This is a genomic window from Streptomyces sp. Root1310, assembly GCF_001426425.1.
GTDB lineage: Bacteria > Actinomycetota > Actinomycetes > Streptomycetales > Streptomycetaceae > Streptomyces.
The window spans coordinates 135,949-154,317 of the sequence record NZ_LMEQ01000004.1; the positions used below are offsets into that span (position 1 = coordinate 135,949).

At 72.0% G+C, this 18,369-nt stretch carries 17 protein-coding genes; 12 read left to right on the forward strand and 5 right to left on the reverse strand.

Annotated features, from left to right (window positions below):
- Positions 1-128 precede the first annotated feature (128 nt).
- The 3 genes from ASD48_RS13160 to ASD48_RS13170 are packed head-to-tail and all read left to right on the forward strand — an operon-like array spanning position 129 to position 3,110.
- Positions 129-854: an enoyl-CoA hydratase-related protein gene (locus tag ASD48_RS13160; RefSeq protein ID WP_057601835.1), complete on the forward strand. Its 726-nt coding sequence runs from the start codon at positions 129-131 to the stop codon at positions 852-854.
- Between the two features lie 41 nt (positions 855-895).
- Positions 896-1,954 (forward strand): 2,3-butanediol dehydrogenase, encoded by a 1,059-nt coding sequence (locus tag ASD48_RS13165; RefSeq protein ID WP_057601836.1) that lies wholly within the window; start codon positions 896-898, stop codon positions 1,952-1,954.
- Position 1,955: 1 nt separating this feature from the next.
- The gene (locus ASD48_RS13170; RefSeq protein ID WP_057601748.1) at positions 1,956-3,110 is read left to right on the forward strand and encodes an acyl-CoA dehydrogenase family protein; all 1,155 of its coding nucleotides are present in this window, start codon (positions 1,956-1,958) and stop codon (positions 3,108-3,110) included.
- A gap of 57 nt (positions 3,111-3,167) precedes the next feature.
- On the opposite strand, the gene ASD48_RS13175 is transcribed toward ASD48_RS13170, so the two are convergent.
- A complete protein-coding gene (locus ASD48_RS13175; protein ID WP_057601749.1) occupies positions 3,168-3,404 on the reverse strand; it encodes a hypothetical protein in 237 nt (78 codons plus the stop codon).
- Between the two features lie 231 nt (positions 3,405-3,635).
- Between ASD48_RS13175 and ASD48_RS13180 the strand changes: the two genes are divergently transcribed.
- Entirely contained in the window at positions 3,636-5,642 is a 2,007-nt protein-coding gene (locus ASD48_RS13180) for a dehydrogenase E1 component subunit alpha/beta (RefSeq protein ID WP_107104305.1), read from the forward strand.
- A gap of 136 nt (positions 5,643-5,778) precedes the next feature.
- Here ASD48_RS13180 and ASD48_RS13185 read toward each other — a convergent pair whose 3' ends face one another.
- Positions 5,779-6,825, reverse strand: a complete 1,047-nt coding sequence (locus ASD48_RS13185; protein WP_057601750.1) for a cyclase family protein — start codon at positions 6,823-6,825, stop codon at positions 5,779-5,781.
- A gap of 164 nt (positions 6,826-6,989) precedes the next feature.
- On the opposite strand from ASD48_RS13185, the gene ASD48_RS13190 reads away from it, so the two are divergent.
- Both ASD48_RS13190 and ASD48_RS13195 read left to right on the forward strand, forming a co-directional pair.
- A complete protein-coding gene (locus ASD48_RS13190; protein WP_057601751.1) occupies positions 6,990-7,388 on the forward strand; it encodes a nuclear transport factor 2 family protein in 399 nt (132 codons plus the stop codon).
- Positions 7,389-7,452: 64 nt separating this feature from the next.
- Complete coding sequence (locus ASD48_RS13195) at positions 7,453-7,860, forward strand: nuclear transport factor 2 family protein (RefSeq protein WP_057601752.1); 408 nt, start codon at positions 7,453-7,455, stop codon at positions 7,858-7,860.
- A 118-nt stretch (positions 7,861-7,978) separates the two neighbouring features.
- Here ASD48_RS13195 and ASD48_RS13200 read toward each other — a convergent pair whose 3' ends face one another.
- On the reverse strand, positions 7,979-9,646 hold the full coding sequence (locus ASD48_RS13200; RefSeq protein ID WP_057601753.1) for an NAD(P)/FAD-dependent oxidoreductase: 1,668 nt from the start codon (positions 9,644-9,646) through the stop codon (positions 7,979-7,981).
- 178 nt (positions 9,647-9,824) lie between these two features.
- Between ASD48_RS13200 and ASD48_RS13205 the strand changes: the two genes are divergently transcribed.
- The 6 genes from ASD48_RS13205 (at position 9,825) to ASD48_RS13230 (ending at position 14,989) form a co-directional block, all read left to right on the forward strand.
- Positions 9,825-10,217, forward strand: coding sequence for a carboxymuconolactone decarboxylase family protein (locus ASD48_RS13205; protein ID WP_107104306.1), 393 nt, complete (start codon positions 9,825-9,827; stop codon positions 10,215-10,217).
- A 73-nt stretch (positions 10,218-10,290) separates the two neighbouring features.
- Positions 10,291-11,031, forward strand: a complete 741-nt coding sequence (locus tag ASD48_RS13210) for a glucose 1-dehydrogenase (protein WP_057601754.1) — start codon at positions 10,291-10,293, stop codon at positions 11,029-11,031.
- 83 nt (positions 11,032-11,114) lie between these two features.
- Positions 11,115-12,317, forward strand: a complete 1,203-nt coding sequence (locus tag ASD48_RS13215; RefSeq protein ID WP_057601755.1) for an FAD-dependent oxidoreductase — start codon at positions 11,115-11,117, stop codon at positions 12,315-12,317.
- Positions 12,318-12,336: 19 nt separating this feature from the next.
- Positions 12,337-12,531 carry a ferredoxin gene (locus tag ASD48_RS13220; protein WP_057601756.1) on the forward strand — a complete coding sequence of 65 codons (195 nt, stop codon included), beginning with the start codon at positions 12,337-12,339 and terminating at the stop codon, positions 12,529-12,531.
- A 46-nt stretch (positions 12,532-12,577) separates the two neighbouring features.
- Positions 12,578-13,825, forward strand: coding sequence for a cytochrome P450 (locus ASD48_RS13225; protein WP_057601757.1), 1,248 nt, complete (start codon positions 12,578-12,580; stop codon positions 13,823-13,825).
- Between the two features lie 180 nt (positions 13,826-14,005).
- Positions 14,006-14,989, forward strand: a complete 984-nt coding sequence (locus tag ASD48_RS13230; RefSeq protein WP_057601758.1) for an SDR family NAD(P)-dependent oxidoreductase — start codon at positions 14,006-14,008, stop codon at positions 14,987-14,989.
- Positions 14,990-15,636: 647 nt separating this feature from the next.
- Here the strand turns inward: ASD48_RS13230 and ASD48_RS13235 are convergent.
- Together ASD48_RS13235 and ASD48_RS13240 are read right to left on the reverse strand one after the other, a co-directional pair.
- The gene (locus tag ASD48_RS13235) at positions 15,637-17,094 is read right to left on the reverse strand and encodes an MFS transporter (protein WP_057601759.1); all 1,458 of its coding nucleotides are present in this window, start codon (positions 17,092-17,094) and stop codon (positions 15,637-15,639) included.
- 227 nt (positions 17,095-17,321) lie between these two features.
- Positions 17,322-18,338 carry a hypothetical protein gene (locus ASD48_RS13240; RefSeq protein ID WP_057601760.1) on the reverse strand — a complete coding sequence of 339 codons (1,017 nt, stop codon included), beginning with the start codon at positions 18,336-18,338 and terminating at the stop codon, positions 17,322-17,324.
- Positions 18,339-18,369: the final 31 nt, after the last annotated feature.

Consider the following 18,369-nt stretch of genomic DNA (forward strand, 5'->3'; position numbering starts at 1 on the left):
GACGGAGCGCACCGGTCGACAACCATCCAGGCGGGCGTGATGTCGCTTCCCACGGAGGAGGCCCCGTGCCACGTATCCGCCTCGACACCGACGGACCCGTCGTCACGGTCCGGCTCGACCATCCGCCGATGAACGCCTTCGACACCGCCCAGCGCGGCGAACTGGCCGCCCGGGTGCGCGAGCTGGCCGACAGCCGTGCGGTGCGGGCCGTCGTGCTGTACGGAGGCGAGCGGCTGTTCGCCGCCGGGGCGGACGTCGGGGCCCTGGCGGCCATGGACCCCGAGGAAGTACGGGGCTGGAACCGGGCGTTGCAGCGGACCTTCGACGAGGTCGCCCGGCTGCCGGTGCCGGTCGTCGCGGCGATCACCGGGTACGCGCTCGGCGGCGGCCTCGAACTGGCCCTCGCCGCCGACTACCGGGTGGCGGCCCACGACGCGGTCCTCGGTCAGCCCGAGGTGCAGCTGGGGATCATGCCGGGCTCGGGCGGCACCCAGCGCCTGACCCGGCTGATCGGGCCGTCGCGCGCCAAGAACCTGCTGATGACCGGCCGCCGGGTGGGCGCCGAGGAGGCGCTGCGGCTCGGGCTGGTGGACGAGGTGGTACCCGCCGGCGAGGTGCACGACACGGCCCTGCGCTACGCCCGGCGCCTCGCCGAGGGGCCCGCCGCCGCCCTGGAGGCGATCAAGGAGGCCGTGGACCACGGCGCCGACTCCGCCCTGTCCGCCGGGCTCGCGCTCGAACGCTCCCTGTTCACGGGGGTCTTCGGCACCGCCGACGCCACCACCGGGATCCGGTCGTTCCTCGAACACGGTCCCGGCAGGGCGCGCTTCGGGGGCTCCGCGGACGGCAGCTGACCGCGTGAGGGAACCGTACGACACGAAAAGGGGTGGAGACGATGAAGGCACTGCGCTGGCACGGCGCGCGCGACCTGCGGCTGGAGGAGGTACCCGACCCACCCGAGCCGGGGCCGCACGAGGCCGTGGTCGAGGTCGCCTGGTGCGGGGTGTGCGGTACCGACCTGCACGAGTTCCTGGAAGGGCCGCACATGATCCGCTCCGGTCCGCACCCGCTGACCGGAGCCGGCCCGCCGCTCGCCCTCGGGCACGAACTGAGCGGCACCGTGGTGGCGTTGGGCGCCGAGGTGCCCGGAGTCGCGGTCGGCGACCGGGTCGCCGCCGACCCCGTCTGGCGGTGCGGCGTCTGCTTCTGGTGCGCACGCGGCGAGTACCACGTCTGTCCCCGCAGCGGCTCCGTGGGCCTGGCCTCGCCCGGCGCCTTCGCCGACCGCGTCACCGTGCCGCTCGCGGGGCTCACACCGCTTCCCGACAACGTGAGCGACGAGATGGCGGCCGTCGCCGAACCCCTCGCGGTCGGTCTGCACGCCGTCACCCGGGCCGGCGTCCGGCCGGGGGACAACGTCCTGGTCGTCGGCGGCGGGCCGATCGGTGTCGCGGTCGTCCTGGCCGCCCGGATCGCCGGCGCGGCCGGACTCTATGTGAGCGAACCCCTCGCCGCGCGCCGGGACGCGCTCCTCGGCCTCGGTGTCACCGAGGCGTTCGACCCGCGCGCGAGCGACGTACGCCGCGAGGTGTTCCTGAAGACCGGCCGGATCGGCCCGGACGTCGTCATCGACGCGACCGGTGTCCCCGCGCTCGCGGCACAGGCCGTCACCACCGTCCGGCGCGGCGGCCGGGTGGTGCTCGCCGGCGTCGGCCACGGCAGCGTCGAGTTCGACATGGGCCAACTCGTCTTCTACGAGCGGTCGGTCCTCGGCACGCTCGGCTACAACTTCGACATCCCCCGGGTGATCGACCTGATGAGCACCGGACGCCTCGACGCGTCCGCCCTGATCACCGGACGTTTCCCGCTCTCGGAAGGAGCCGGGGTCTTCGCGGACCTGGCCGCTGACCGGGCCCGCCACCTCAAGGTTCTGCTGACCCCGAAGGGACTGTGACATGGATTTCGACCTGCCGGAGGAGACCCGGGACCTGCAGGACATGGTCCGCGAGTTCGCGGCCAAGGAGATCTCCCCGAACGCGGCCCGGTGGTCGGAGAACGAGGAGTTCCCCACCCCTGTCTTCACCAAGCTCGGCGAACTCGGGCTGATGGGCATGCTCGTCCCCGAGGAGTACGGGGGCGCGGGTTCCGACATGGTCTCCTACGTCGCCGTCATGGAGGAACTCGGCGCCGCCGACCAGTCGGTGGCCTCCTCCTGGAACGCGCACTCCACCATCGCCACCCTCCCGCTGCTGGCCTACGGCACCGAGGAGCAGAAGCGGCGCTGGCTGGCCCCGCTGGCCCGGGGCGAGGCCCTCGGCGCGTTCGGTCTGACCGAGCCCGGCGCAGGGTCCGACGCGGCCGGCATCACCACCACCGCCCGCCGGACGGACGGCGGTTGGGTGATCAACGGCACCAAGATGTTCATCACCAACGCCGGCACCGACATCAGCCAGGGCGTCACCCTGCTGGCCACCACCGGCCGTGACGAGGACGGACGGAAACGCTTCGCCACCTTCTACGTGCCGACCGGCACGCCCGGTTACACCTGCGGGGCCAGGCTGAGGAAGCTCGGCTGGCACGCCATGGACACCCGCGAACTGGTCTTCGCCGACTGCTTCGTCCCCGACGGCCATCTCGTCGGCGAGGAGGGGGGCGGGCTGCGCCAGTTCCTCTCCGTGCTGGACAAGGGCCGTATCAGCGTCGCCGCCCTGGGGCTGTCGCTGGCCAAGGCGGCCCTCGCGCTCGCCGTCAAACACGCCACGGAACGGCACCAGTTCGGCCGTCCGCTGTCGGCGTTCCAGGCCGTCGCCCACAAGATCGCCGACATCGGCACGGAGTTCGAGGCCGCCCGGTGGATGGTCTACCGGGCCGCCTGGCTCGCCGACCGGGGGCGCCCGTACGGCACGGAGGCCGCCATGGCGAAGCTGTACGCCTCCGAGGTCGCCAACCGGGCCGCCTCCCAGGCCGTCCAGATCCACGGCGGGTACGGCTACGTGCGGGAGTCGGAGATCTCGCGGTTCTACGCCGACGCCAAGATCCTCGAGATCGGCGAGGGCACGAACGAGATCCAGCGCGATGTCATCGCCAGGGCGCTGGTGAAGCAGGTGTGAGCGATGAGGCAGGTGTGAGCGGTGAAGGGGCCCGCGGCGGGTGCCGCGGGCCCGTGATCAGCTCGCCACCGCGGAAGGCCGCCACTCGGCTTCCGGGTCGAGGGGCAGATCGGGGCGCTCGCGCTTGAACGCCGCCGCGGCCTCCTCCACGTCCGGCAGGGCGGCGGCGGGCGCGCCGAACCCGCGCAGCAGGGTGTCGCAGTACGCGCGGGACAGATACGCGGCGTCCCAGCGGCCGTCCGGCTTCTGGCGTCTGACCTCGAAACCCGGCCCGTGGCCCGGTGGTCTGGGCATGGCTCCACTCCCCGCCTGATGTGCCGACGTGTCGGTACGACCTGCCCCGGGCCCGCGTCCGGACCGCCGTGGGCACGTCCGGGGGGAAACGGGGCCGGGGACATCGTTTCTGCTCGTGCTCGAAGGTTTCTGTCGTGCTCGAAGAAGTTTGCTAGACCAGGCGGTACATTAAAAGTAGGACTCAGACGGGTGCGGCTTCGCGCCGCCCCGGCGAGCATTGCGAGGACGCGCATGACGACGACCGAGGCACCCAAGGCACCCCAGCAGACCGGAGCGGGATCCGTACACGCGGATCAGCTCCTGGAGATGTATCGCCGGATGCGCCGTATAAGGCGTTTCGAGGAACGTGCGTCCGAGCTGTACAAGGCGACCGAGATCCCCGGCTTCCTGCATCTGTCGATCGGTCAGGAGGCCAGTGCCGTGGGCGCCTGCTGGCCGCTCGGCCCGCGCGACGGGATCACCTCCACCCACCGCGGTCACGGCCATGTCCTGGCCAAGGGGCTGGACTCGGCGTCCATGATGGCCGAGCTGATGGGCAGGGAGGCGGGTGCCTGTCACGGCCGCGGCGGCTCGATGCACATCGCGGACCCCGGACTCGGCATCTACGGCGCCAACGGGATCGTCGGCGCCGGACTCCCGATCGCCACGGGTGTGGCGACCGCGGCCAAACTGCGCGCCGCGGGTGACGTGGTGGTGGCGTTCTTCGGGGACGGCGCGGTCGCGCAGGGCATGTTCCACGAGGCGGTGAACCTGGCCGCCGTGTGGGACCTGCCGGTCGTCTTCCTCTGCGAGAACAACCACTACTCCGAGTTCTCGCCCGCCGCCGAACAGCACCGGGCCCCGCTCTCCGCCCGGGCCGCGGGCTACGGGATCGGGTACGCGCACGTCGACGGCAACGACGTCCTGGCGGTGGCCGCGACGATGACCGACGTGGTGGAGCGGCTGCGGGGGGGCGGCGGCCCGGTCCTGGTGGAGGCCGAGACCTACCGCTGGCACGGCCACTACGAGGGCGACCCCGAGCGCTACCGCAGCGCGCGGGAGGTCACCGCGGCCAAGGAACGCGACCCGCTGCTGGTGGCCCGGCGCCACCTGGCGGCGGCGGGCGTGCCGGCCGCGGCCGCCGACGCGGTCGACGAGGAGATCGACGAGGAGATCGAGGCGGCGGTCGCACGGGCCAGGGGCCTGCCCGAGCCGGCCCCCGAGACCCTGTACGACTTCGTCTCGGCCCCGCGTCCCGCCCGGCCCGAGCCCGCCCCGGCCACCGGTGAGGTCTTCCGCTCGATGGACGCCGTACGCCTCGCCCTGGAGCACGAACTCGCGGCCGATCCCGCCGTGTTCGTCGCCGGTATCGACGTGGGCGCGGGCGGGAACGTGTTCGGGCTGACCCGGGGCCTGGCCGAGGCGTTCCCGGGCCGGGTCCGCGACACGCCGATCAGCGAGAGCGCCGTCCTCGGCACGGCGGTGGGGGCGGCCATGGCCGGAATGAAACCGGTCGTCGAGATCATGTACATGGACTTCATCGGCGTCTGCCTCGACATGCTGCTCAACCAGGCCGCCAAGCTGCGCTTCATGACGGGCGGCCGGGCCGCCATGCCCCTGGTGGTGCGTACCCAGTTCGGCGCCGGGCGCTCCTCCGGCAGCCAGCACTCGCAGAGCCTGGAAGCGCTGCTGGCCCACATCCCGGGGCTGACGGTGGTCATGCCGTCCAACCCGGCCGACACCTACGGCCTGCTGCGCGCCGCCATCCAGGACCCCAACCCGGTCGTCTTCGTCGAGAACCGGCTGCAGTACGGCTTCAAGGGCCCGCAGCCACCGGCCGACCACCTGGTCCCGCTGGGCCGGGCGAAGGTGGTCCGCGAAGGCACCGACATCACGCTCGTCTCCTGGTCGCGGATGGTCCAGGACGCCCTGGCCGCCGCGAAGTCGCTGGCCGCGGAGGGCGTGAGCGTGGAGGTGATCGACCTGCGCACGATCGCCCCGCTGGACCGGGAGACGGTGCTCACCTCCCTCGCCAAGACCAACCGGCTGGTCATCGCGCACGAGGCGGTACGGGACTTCGGCGTCGGCGCCGAACTCGCGGCGCTCGCCGTCGACGAGGGGTTCTGGCACCTGGACGCGCCCGTCACCCGGGTGGCGCCGCCCCCGATGCCCGCCCCCTACGCGCCCTCGCTGGAACGGCTGTGGCTGCCCTCGTCCGACACCATCGCCGGCACGCTGCGGCGGATCGCGGCGGTGTGAGAAGGACGCGACGACAAGGGGGGAGGCCCCGGGACCGACGTCCCGGGGCCTCCCCCCTTGTGCGGACCGCCGCCGGCCCGGCTGTGCCGGCAGGGCCAGGGCGTGGGCCGACGGCGGATCCGGTCCCGCCCGTGTGTCAGACGGTCGCGACCGGGGTGAGCGGACTGCCCTGGGTGCCGGGCAGGTTGAGCGGGGGAGCGGTGAGCAGGAAGCGGCTGCGGCCGTGCTCGCGCAGCCAGGCCGCGAGGTCGTGCAGGTACCACAGTTCACCCAGCGGGACGCCGAGCTTGAACAGGCACAGATGGTGGATGGGCAGCAGCGTGTGCGGGCCCTGGGCCTGGGTGACGCCCACTCCCTCGACCGCGTAGTTGTCGGCCACCAGGCCCGCGATCCGCGACTCGGCGATCCAGTCGAGCAGCGCCGGGTCGTCCGCGTCGAGATAGGCGGCGGTCGAGTGGATGGCCACCGGGTCGGGGTTCTTCTCCCAGGCCAGCAGCTGGGTGGCGAAACCGGTGTGCAGCAGGAGGATGTCCCCGGGCTCCACCACGACGTCGTCCGCCGCCATGATCTCCTGGAGTTTCGCCAGGCCGACCGGCTGGTAGCCGGTGCCCAGGTGGTGCGCGAGGTCGATCAGGACGCCCCGGCCCTGCACCCCGTGCTCGGCCATGTGCTCCAGACCGAGGTGGCGGGCGAAGCTGAGGCTCCCGCTGCCGTCCCCCTTGGCGTCCTCCCGCGGTCCGACGAGGTCGGTGCCGGGCCGGTAGCCGTTGTAGTAGACCGGCTCGGCGACGCCGTCGCCGTCGGCGTCGAACTCGGCGCCCTGGTGGGCGAGGGAGTCCCACTGGGTCGAGTACTGGAGCCACAGGGTCACCACGTCGTCGGACCACACGTCGACCAGGTCCGGCGAGAAGTGCTCGCTCGCCCTGATGTTGTAGAAGACGTCCTGCTGGTGCCGGAGGTCCTCGGTGGGCCGCAGGATCGGCGGGTAACGGCGCTGGTTCAGGGAGGTGCCGCCCGGATAGTCGAGCGGCAGGCTCAGGCTGAAGGTGATCCCGTGCTCGACCTCGCGGACGCCCTGGAGGACCTTTTCCGGCGTCATCAGGTTGATGCGCCCCAGTTCGTCGTCCTCACCGAACTCGCCCCATGTCGAACCGGGCGGCCGCTGCTTCCAACGCTTCGTCACGATAAACGCCTCCTCAGGCGACAGGTCCCCGTTGACTGCCATCCGCATGCTATGAAGATTGTACCGTTCGGTCAACAAGTCTGATTACTTGAAATCACGGCTTCAGAATATCCGCGCTTCAGTAATAGACTGACTGGTCGAAACGTCTATTCCTTGGAGGGGCAATGAGCGAATCCACCCAGGCGTGGGTCGCGGCGGGCGTGCGTGCCGTGCTCGGGGCGCACACACAGGCCCAGGACGCCGGCCGCACCGACGACGTCGTCGCGCTGTACACACCCGACGCGGTCCTGGAGCTGCCGGGGACCGATCCCCTCCAGGGGCACGACGCGCTGCGTGCGGCCTTCAAGGGGTGGGCGCCCACCCGGCCGCAACTGCACCTGGTGACCAACACGGTCGTCACCGCCCTGGGGCCCGACGAGGCGACGGCGGCCAGTGATGTCGCCTTCCTCCAGCGTGGTGAGTCGGGCTGGGCGGTGCAGGTCGTCGGGCACTACGACGACACGCTGCGCCGCGTCGGCGGCACCTGGCTGCTGCGGCGCAGGAGGACGACGTACCAGGTCTGACCGCCGGCCTCCCGTCCCGCCTTTCGTCCCGCCCCCTGTCCCACCCCTTCGACCCTGGAGAGAGATGAGTACGACTTCAGCCGACACCGAGGCCTCGGTCGCCGCCGGTGTGCACTGCGCCATCGCCGCCTACGCGCAGGCGCTGGACGCCGGCCGCACCGACGACCTCGCCGGCCTCTTCGTGCCGGACGGCGTCGCCGAGATAGCCGGCCTGGCCACCTTCGAGGGCCGGGACGCGATCAGGGAGGGCTTCGCCGGCTTCGCGCCGACCGGGCCGCAACTGCACCTGGTGGCCAACACGGTGCTCACCTCGTACACCGAGGAGGAGGCCACGGCCGTCAGCGACCTGGCGTTCTTCCAGCGCGGCGCGTCCGGCTGGACGGTCCAGCTGGTCGGCCGCTACGACGACACCCTGCTCAGGCACGACGGCGGGTGGAAGTTCCGCCGGCGGGTCACGACCTTCCGGTCCTAGCGGGCCGCCCGGCCCCGGACGCCCGTGCCGCCCTTGTCGCCCGTGCCGCCCGGGCCACCCGTGCCGCCCGTGCCGCCCGTGGAGCAGGCGGCACGGGCGGCACGGGCGTTCCGCCTGCTCAGACCTGCGGATCCGGGTCCTGGGCCTGGGCCTGGGCCTGGTCCTGGGCCTTGGCGAAGGTGAAGGCCGGGAAGTCGTTCGCCACCGACTCGCGGATCAGCTCCTGGAGCTTCCAGCGCCCGGTCGGATTCAGCAGCTGCTTGACCGGCTTGCCGGGGATGTTGGCACCGTAGAAGTAGCTGCTCTTGAGGAAGGACGACTGCCCCGCGCTGTCGTTGACGAGGTCCGTCCACTCCTGTTCGGCGGCGGTCGTGACCTCCACGACGTCATGGCCGTGCTCGCGCGCGTGGACGAGCAGCTCCATGACGTAGTCCACCTGGTCGCCGGAGTAGCGAGGATTGTTGCCGAGCGCGCCGTGCGGGCCGCCGGGGAACCAGAAGTTGGGGAAGCCGGCGGTCGTCACCCCGAGGTAGGTCGACGGCCCGTCCGCCCAGTGCTCCTCCAGCGGGAGACCGCCGCGGCCGCGCACGCCGAGGCGGTTGAGGGCGCCGGTGCCGAAGTCGTAGCCGGTCGCCCAGATGATGATGTCGAACTCCTGGTGGCCCTCGGAGGTCTCGATCCCGGTCTCGGTGACGCGGACGATCGGCGTCTCGTTGATGTCGACGAGCTGGACGGCCGGCTTGTTGTACGCCTCGTAGTAGCCGGTGCCGAACGGGGGCCGGCGGCCGCCGTAGCCGTGCCCCTTGGGGATCAGCTTCTCGGCCGTCGCCGGATCCTTGACGATGGAGCGGATCTTGGCGGCGATGAACTCGCACCACTCCTCGTTGACCGTGGCGTTGGTGGTCATGTCGTAGTAGTGCTCGGAGAGCTTGGTGAAGCCGGGGCCGTTCCACCGCGTCTCGTAGAACTCCTGGCGCTGCTCGGGGGAGTCCTCCAGGCCCGACCGCATGGTGATCCGGTGCAGGAAGCCGCTCGGCGAGGCGTCGAGGGTGTCCCGGACGGACTCGTAGCCGCCCTTGAGCTCGGCCTGCTCCTCGGGCGTGATCGGCCGGTTGTTGAGCGGGGTCAGCCAGTCGGCCACCTTCTGGTACACCGTCAGCCGCGCGACCTCGTCGGCGATCGCGGGCACGATCTGGACGCCGCTGGATCCGGTGCCGATCTGCGCCACCCGCTTTCCGGCGAAGTCCACCGGGGTCGCGGGCCAGCGCCCGGTGTGGTGCTGCTCGCCGCGGAAGTCCTCACGGCCCGGGATGCCGGGGACGAAGGGCACGGAGAGGATGCCGGTCGCGGCCACGACGTGACGCGCCCGGTACGCGGTGCCGTCCTCGGTGCGCACGGCCCACGTGCCGGTCGCCTCGTCCCAGACCGCCTCGGTCACCTTCGCGCCGAACACCATGTGGCGCCGCAGGTCGAACCGGTCGACCACGTGGTTGAAGTAGCGCTCGATCTCCGGCTGTCCGGCGAAGTGCTCCGACCACTCCCACTCCTCCCACAGCTCCTTGGAGAACAGGTAGCCGTAGGTGTAGCTCTCGGAGTCGAAGCGCGCCTCGGGGTAGCGGTTCCAGTACCAGGTGCCGCCCACGCCGCTGCCCGCCTCGAGCAGCCTGGTCGAGAACCCGGACTCCCGGGCCCGGTACAGCTGGCCGATGCCGGTGACGCCGGCGCCGATGACCAGTACGTCCACGAGGCCCTGGTCCGCCGGGCCCGTCTGCGTGGTGTCGCTCATGTGCTCTCCCGCGTGAGCCTTGATTGTTATGTCGACCGGTCGATCGAATATTGAGGTGAGAGTAGAGGAGGTGTCGGATTCGTTCAATGGATGCGAATCTCGGCCGGGACATTGATTGTACCGACCGTCTGGTCTAACTTTCGCTACAGGGACGCGAAGCCGCGCGACGGGAGCAGTCATGAGGGACAACAGCGTCGAGGAAAGCACCGATCTGCGGGCCGCGGGCTGGAAGGCCATGCGGGCCGCCCTGCCGGGCGTCTTCCCCGAGGGTGACGTCGATCTGCGGGACGGCCGCTTCGGGGAGGAACTCGTCGACCTCGGTCTCACCGGTGTCTGGGGAGCGCTGTGGGGGCGCGAGGGGCTCGCCCCGCGCGACCGCAGCCTGGTCACGCTCGGCATCCTCATCGCCCTCGGCGCCGAGACCGAGCTGAAGACCCACGTCCGGATCGCGCTGACGAACGGCCTGACCCGGGACGAGATCGCCGAGGTCGTCTACCACTCCAGCGGCTACGCCGGGTTCCCGCGGGCGGTCGCCGCCCGCACCGCCGCCCGCGAGGCGCTGGAGGGCTGACGGCCCCGCCCGGGCGCACCCCGCGCCCGGGAGCCGGCGAGCGGGGGCCACACCGAGCACACGAGGAGCACACATGTCACTTCAGGGAAAGGTCGCGGTCGTCACCGGCGGCGCGCGGGGAATCGGACGCGGTATCGCGACCGTGCTCGCGGCCGAGGGTGCCGCCGTGGCGGTCTGGGACCTGAACACCGAGGGCGCCGAGAAGACCGCCGCGGAGATCCGGGCGGCCGGTGGCACGGCCCTCGCGGTGGGCGGCGACGCCGCCGACGCCGCGGCCGTGGCCCGCTCCGCGGCACGCACCCGCGACGAACTCGGGCCGGTCACGATCCTCGTCAACAACGCGGGGACGACCGCCTACGAGCCCTTCACCCGGATCAGCGAGGCGTCCTGGGACCGCATGATCGGGATCAACCTCAAAGGACCGTTCCTGGTCACCCAGGAGCTGGTGCCCGACATGCTCGGGGCCGGCTGGGGCCGGATCGTCAACATCTCCTCGTCCTCCGCCCAGACCGGCGCGCCCGCCATGGCGCACTACGCGGCCTCCAAGGGTGGCGTCATCGGCCTCACCAGGGCGCTGGCGGTCGAGTACATCGACAAGGGGATCACCGTCAACCACGTCCCGCCGGGGTTCATCGACACCCCGCTGGTGCGCCAGGGCCCCGTCGACGTGGACGCGGTCGCGGCCACCATGCCGATGAAGCGGGCCGGTACGCCCGAGGACGTCGCACACGCGGTGGCCTACCTGGCCTCGCCGGAGGCGGGCTACGTGACCGGCCAGACCTTCAGCGTCAACGGCGGGCGCTACCTCACCTGAGCGAGCCGTCCGTCCGCACCCGGAACACCGCACCCGGAACACCGCACCCGGAACACCGCACCCACGCCGTACTGGAGCCGAGCATGAGCATCGACGACGTCAGGGCCCCCGCCCGCGTCCTGGTAGTGGGCGCCTCCGCGTCCGGACTGACCACCGTGGAGACCCTGCGCCGCAAGGGCTACGAGGGCCGGATCACGGTGCTGGGCGACGAGCCGCACGCCCCGTACGACCGGCCGCCGTTGTCCAAGCAGGTGCTCTCCGGCGCGTGGGAGCCGGAGCGGGCCGCACTGCGCACCCGGGACGTGCTGTCGGCGCTCGACGCCGAGTTCGTCCTGGGCGACCCGGCGGTCGCACTGGACCGGGCCTCGCGCGGTGTCCGTACGGCGTCCGGACGGGAGCTGCGGGCCGACGCGATCGTCATCGCCACGGGGGTCCGGGCCCGGCGCCTGCCCGGCTCGGAGGACCTCGCCGGCGTCCACGTACTGCGCACCCTCGACGACGCGCTGGCCCTGCGCGCAGGGCTGCCGGCCGGCACCCGGCTGGTGGTCGTCGGCGAGGGCGTGCTCGGCTGCGAGACAGCGGCCACCGCACGGACCCTGGGCCTGGACGTCGCCCTCACCGGCCCGCCGGCGGCGCCGATGGCCCTCCAGGTGGGCCCGCTGGTGTCGGGCCTGCTGGCCGACCTGCACACCGAGCGGGGCGTCGGGCTCCGGCTCGGCAACGGCGTCGTCGGACTCACGGCCGGGGACGGCCGGGTCACCGGCGTCCGGCTCGCCACCGGCGAGGTGCTCCCCGCCGACGCGGTGGTCATGGCGATCGGCGCGACCCCGGCGACCGAGTGGCTCGCCGGCAGCGGGCTGGAGCTCGACAACGGGGTGGTGTGCGACTCCCGTTGCCGCGCGGAGGAGGGGATCTACGCCGTCGGTGACGTGGCCCGCTGGCACCACGAGGGACTCGGCCGGCTCGTCCGCCTGGAGAACCGGACCAACGCCACGGAATCGGCCATGGCGGTCGCCGGGGAGATCCTCGGCGCCAACCGGCCCTACGCCCCCGTGCCGTACTTCTGGACCGACCAGTACGACGCCAAGCTCCAGGTGCACGGCTTCCTGACCCCCGACGCCGAAGCCGACGTCGTCGAGGGGGATCTGACGGCCCGTCGCTTCGTCGTCCGGTACCGCAGCGAGGGCCGGGTCACCGGGGTGCTCGGCTGGAACATGCCCAAGCAGGCCCGCATGCGCCGTCAGGAGATCGTCGACGGTCTCCACGCTCCCGCCCCGACCCACTGAACGATCAGGAGAGATTCCCATGAAGGTTGTCGTCGACGAGGAGAAGTGCGTCGCCGCCGGACAGTGCGTGGCCGCCGCCATGGACGTGTTCGACCAGCGCGAGGACGACGGCATCGTCGTCCTGCTGGACGAGAACCCGCCCGCCGAGCTGGCCGAGGACGTCCGCACCGCCGCCACGGTGTGCCCGGCGCTCGCGATCCGCCTCGAGGAGTAGACCCCGAGTTCGCCCGTTCCCCCCAACCCCCACCGGAGGACCACCCATGGCCGAGGCAGACACCCGGGACGCGCCCGATGATTCCGACGAGTCCCTCTACTTCTACCAGGACGAGCGGGACGCCAAGTGCCCCTTCGCCCCGCCGCCCGGGCTGCGCGCCCTGAACGACAAGGGTCCCGTGACCCGCGGCCGGATCTGGGACGGCAGCACCCCCTGGCTCGTCACGGGCCACGCCGCCCAGCGCGCCATCCTGTCCGACCCGCGGGTCAGCTCGGACGACAAGCGGCCGGGATTCCCCTATCCCAACCGGGCCATGGCGGAGACCGCCCCGCACCACCCGCTCACGATCTTCAACGCCGACGGCGCCGACCACACGCGGATCCGCCGCATGATGACCCGCCCGTTCACCCGCCCCCGGATGGAGGCGCTGCGGCCGGACATCCAGAGGTTCACGGACGAGCTCGTCGACAAGATGCTGGCGGGCCCGAAGCCGGTGAACCTGGTGACGGCGCTGTCGCTGCCGCTGCCCTCGCTGATGATCTGCGCACTGCTCGGGGTGCCGTACGAGGACCACGACTTCTTCCAGGAGCACGCCTCCTTCGCCACCAGGAGCGACAAGACGGCCGACGACGACCGCCGGGCGAGCGAGGCGCTGGGCGGCTACCTCGCCGGGCTGCTGCGGAAGAAGATGGAGGAGCCCGCGGACGACGTGCTCTCCGACTTCGCCGCGCGCATCAAGGAGGGCGACCTCACCCTTCCCGAGGCCACCCTGCTCTCCATGATCCTGCTCATCGCAGGCCACGAGACCAGCGCGACCATGATCACGCTGGGCACCGCCCTGCTGCTGGAGAACCCCGAACAGATCGCGCGGCTGCGCGAGGTCGAGGACACCCGGGACGCCGCGGGCGCGGTCGAGGAGATCCTGCGCTACCTGACCGTCGCGATGTTCGGACAGCGGCGCATCGCCGCCGAGGACTTCGAGTTCGAGGGCGCGCAGATCAAGGCCGGGGACGGCATCGTCGTCCCGCTGCCGGCCGGCAACTGGGATCCGGAGGCGTTCCCCGAGCCCGAGAAGCTCGACCTCACCCGTAAGGCGAACCACCACCACGCCTTCGGCTGGGGCATCCACCAGTGCCTGGGCCAGCAGCTCGCGCGGATCGAACTCCAGGTCGTCTACGGCACGCTCTACCGGCGCGTCCCGACCCTGCGCCTCGCGGTCGACCGCGACGAACTCCGCTTCCGTCCGGCCGACGCGCTCGCCTTCGGCATCAGCGAGCTGCCGGTGACCTGGTAGCCCCGCGTCACCGCACCACCCCGGGCGCCTCGGCGCCGACCGGCCGGTCCCACCCCTCCGGGCGGGACCGGCCACCGCGTCCGCCACCGCCACCGCAGTCGCCACCGCGTCCGCATTCGCCACCGCGTCCGCATTCGCATCCGCATTCACATCCGCACCCGCAGTACAACAGGAGTCAGCATGAGCGAGTTCAGCTTCGAAGGACGCGTCGCGGTCGTCACCGGCGCCGGCCGGGGGATCGGCCGGGCCCACGCCCGCCTGCTGGCGGAGCGCGGGGCGAAGGTCGTCGTCAACGACCTGGGCGGATCCATGGAGGGCGACGGCTCGGACGCCGGACCGGCGCAGCGGGTCGTCGAGGAGATCGTCGCGGCCGGTGGCGAGGCCGTCGCCGACACCAACGACATCTCGACACCGGCGGGTGGCCGGGCCGTCGTCGACTCCGTGATCGAGCACTTCGGCCGCATCGACGTCCTCGTCAACAACGCGGGCATCATCCGGTGGGCCGGTCTGCCGGAGGTCGACGCGGACAACCTGGAGCGACACCTCGCCGTCCACCTCGTCGGCTCGTTCAACACGCTGCGCGCCGCCTGGCCGCACTTCGTCGAGCAGCGGTACGGCCGCGTCGTACTGACCACCTCCAGCGGCCTGTTCGGGCTCGACAACAACCTGTCGTACGCGGCGGCGAAGGCGGGCACGGTCGGGCTGGCCCGCAGCGCGAAACTGTCGGGCGAGCCCCACGGGATCAAGGTCAACCTGATCGCCCCCGCGGCCATGACCCGGATGGGCGGCGGCCCCGAGGAGGAGCCCGCTCCGGCTGCTCCGGGCCGGACCGCTCCCGCCCCGGCGGCTCCCGGCCTGCCGTACATGCCGTCCGACGCGGTGGCGCCGATGGTGGCGTATCTCGCGCACGAGAGCTGCCCGGTCAACGGGGAGATCTACACCGCCGGCGCCGGCCGTTTCGCGCGCCTGTTCATCGCCTCGACCGAGGGCTATGTCCACGAGGGCGGTTCCGTCACCGTCGAGGACGTGGCGGGGAACTGGGACGCCATCAATGACGAGAAGGGCTACTACGTGCCGTCGGATCTGATGGCCTGGTCGGGCGCGTTCCTGAAGCACCAGTTCACGCCGATCGCCGATTCCGCGAACGCGAACGCCCAGGTGTAGGCGTACGGCGGCGCACACACCGCACGGCTGCAGGGATGCACGCACGGCTGCGCCGCTACGGCGTGACGCCGCGACAGCAGTGGGCCGGACGGTGTGATCGAACGCGCGCGGACGGTGTGGCCGAGGGCCGGGCGGAATGCCCGGCCCTCGCGGCGTTTCGCCGTGCGCGTCGGCAGTGGCCGAGGGATCGTCTGCGGTCTGCGGTCTGCGGTCTGCGGTCTGCGGTCTGCGGTCTGCGGTATGGCGTATGCGATATGAGGTCTCGGGTATGCGGTTGACCGCCCGGGGTCTGCGGTGTGCGGTAGGCCGCCCCGAGGTCTGCGGTCTGCGGTATGCGGGCGATCGCATACGACTGTGAAGGCCGGTGGCCTCACGCGTGATGGCCCGCCCTGGGGCGGCTGCCGCGGGGGGACGTGCCGAGCGGAAGGGGCGCGGGACGGACGGGCGCGGACGGCCCGTGCCGGTGAAGGCCGTGCCGGTGAAGGCCGGGGCGGTGAGGGCCGTGCCGGTGAGGGCCGGGGCGGTGGCGCACGCAAGGCGGGTGGGACCGGCTCCGCCGCGCCGTCCTGCCCGGCCGAACGGCCGGGGGAGGGAGGCGAGCGGAGCCGGTCCCACGTGGGGGGCGCCGAGGCGGCGCGGCGGCGCGGTCAGGCCGCCTGGCCGACCTCGACCTCGTCGAGGCGCTTGCTCCGCGGGACGAGGAGGACGAGCAGCGCGCCCAGTGCGCAGCAACCGACCACCAGCCAGAGGCCGTTCGTGAAGCCGGCGTCCAGGTAGAACTGGGTGCCCTTGAGGATCGCTCCGTGCTGGGCCATAACGACGAAGGCCAGCTGCGAGACGATGATCTGAGCGACGCCCTGGCCGAGGGTCTGGGCGCCGTTGGCCAGCGCCTGCTCCTCGGGGGTGACCACCTCGATGATCATGATGGGCACGATGGCCATGACCATGCCCGTGCCGAACCCGGCGATCAGGCCCATCTCCACGATCTGGGCGGCGTTGTGGTGCAGTTGGGTGCCGATGCCGTAGCCGAGGACCGTGAGCGCGGAACCGGCACCCAGCAGGATGCGCGCGTCCACCCGGCGGGCGAGCCACCCGGTGCCGACGGCCGCCACGATGATCATCGCGCTGATCGGGCTGGTGACGATGGCGTTGTGGGTGCCGGACCAGCCCAGGCCCTCGGAGATCGTGGGGATGCTCGGCATCAGGATCAGCATCTGGATCACCACGCCGACGGCGCTGAGCGAGCCGGCCGCGATGGATGTGGCCAGCAGGACGGTCCACACCGGACGGCGCCGTGTCATGGCCGGCGGGAAGAGCGGTTCGGCGACCCGGCGTTCCACGCCTACGAAGGCGACCAGCGCGATCAGTGCCCCGCCGATGTACGCGGCGAACCTGCCGCTGTCCCAGCCCCAGTGCGATCCCTGACCGACGGCATAGACGATCGCGGTGATGCCGCCGCCGAGCAGGATTCCACCGATCCAGTCCATCCGGCCGCCCGCCACCCGGATCGGGCTCTCGGGCACGAAGGCGGCCACCAGGACGAAACTCACCGCGGTGCTGACGGCCATGAACCACAACACGCCGCGGAAGCCGTAGTCGTCCAGGAGCCAGCCGGACAGGAACGGCCCTCCGAAGGCGACGAGGCCGACACCGCCCGCGAGTATCCCGCTGGCGAGTCCGACCCAGCGGCGGGGGAACACGTCGCGGGTGATGGCGTAGGCGAGCGGGGCGGTGGCCGCGTAGACGCCAGCGATGCCGCGCCCGATCAGCAGCGTGCGGTAGTCGGTCGCGACGGCGGCGATCAGGTCGCCCACGAAGCCGAGTCCGGTGGCGACGAGCAGGACGCGCTTCTTGCCGAAGAGGGCTGCGGCCTTGACCGCGAACGGCAGGAAGAAGGTCCCGGTCAGCAGGGTCATCAGGGTGAACCAGGCGATCTCGGTGGTCCGGAAGTGGATCGCGACCTCTGCCTGCGCGATGCCGGACAACGCGGCCATGAGCGCAACCAGTTGGACGGTCCACACGAGCGCGACGACCATGAGGACGTTGCGCGAGGTGGTGGCGGATCTCTCCGGGGCCGGCGGAGCGACGGTGGGTGTCTGCGACATCGGGGCCTTCCATGGGTGAGCGGAGAACCAGGGAACGGCCCGAGCGGCTGCGGGCCGGGAGGTGGGGGACGAGCGCGCGGTGCATGAAGAGGCGGTGCGACTGCCGGAAAGATAGACCTAACGGTCGGTACAATCAATGAAACGCGCAGAAACCGGCTCCTCCCCCCTCAGTGGAACGCCCGGGCGGCAGTCCCGTCCGGGAACGCGCGGGTCAGGGGACGTGGGGGTCAGGGGACGCGGGTCGCTGCCGTGCGGGCCAAGGACAGGGTTCGGGAGCGGGCGGGTGCCGTGGGGCTGCCCGCCTCGCTGATCACGACCAGCGTCTGCCCCACGACCACCAGGACCAGGGTCTCCTGGACGGTGAAGGTCTCGCTGGTCACGGTGACCGTGGCGTGCCAGGAGGCGTCTCCGATGCCTGCCGAACCGTGCTTCACCACACGCTCCGTGCCGGTCATGCCGTCGCTCCAGCCGATGGCGAACTCGGCGCAGCCGGACAGCACGGCCGCCGCCTGCCGGAGGTCCTGTCGCGCGCCGGAGCCCGGCAGCCCGCGCATGACCTCCTGGAGGAACGGTCCGCTCTGACTCTGGGCGAAGGTGGCCCGGGCCTCGACCGCGCCGGCACGGGTACTGCGGTAGGACTCCAGCGCGTTGAGCGTGCCGACGCACTCGGGGCGGTTCGAGCGGGTGGGGGGATCGTTGCGCAAGCCGGTCCGCACATAGCCGGCGGGCAGCTGGCCCGTCGTCAGCAGTGCGGCGGACAGCTGGGCCGAGGTGGGGAGTTCGGGGGCGGCCGGGGTGCCGGCTCCGGACGTCGAGCCGCCACCGGATCCCGGGCCCGAGCCACCGCCGCTCCCGTTGCCGCCGGATCCGCCGCTCCCGCCGTTCCTGCCGGATCCGGCGCCCGCCCCGCTCCCTGACGTGCCGGAGCCACCCGTAACGCCCGTCGTATGCCGATCCTTTCCGTTTCCGTTTCCCGAGCGTGAGCCCGGCGAGGCCTTCGCGGAAACGGAAGCGGACGGGGAAACCGATGGGGAAACGGAAGCGGAGACGGAACCGGAGGGGTTCGGGCGCGCGGTCGGGGCCGGGGGCGAGGACAGGGACGGCTCGACCGGTACGACGGTGTCCGCCTGGTCGGTGGCGTCGCCGCACGCGGTGAGAGCCGTGGCCAGGAGTGCCGCCACGACCGGCGCGGCGGCGAACCGGCGTCGGCGGGCGGTGCTCGTCGCGGTGGTCGTCCGGCTCACGCATGCCTCCTGGAAGGGTGGGCGGGTCATC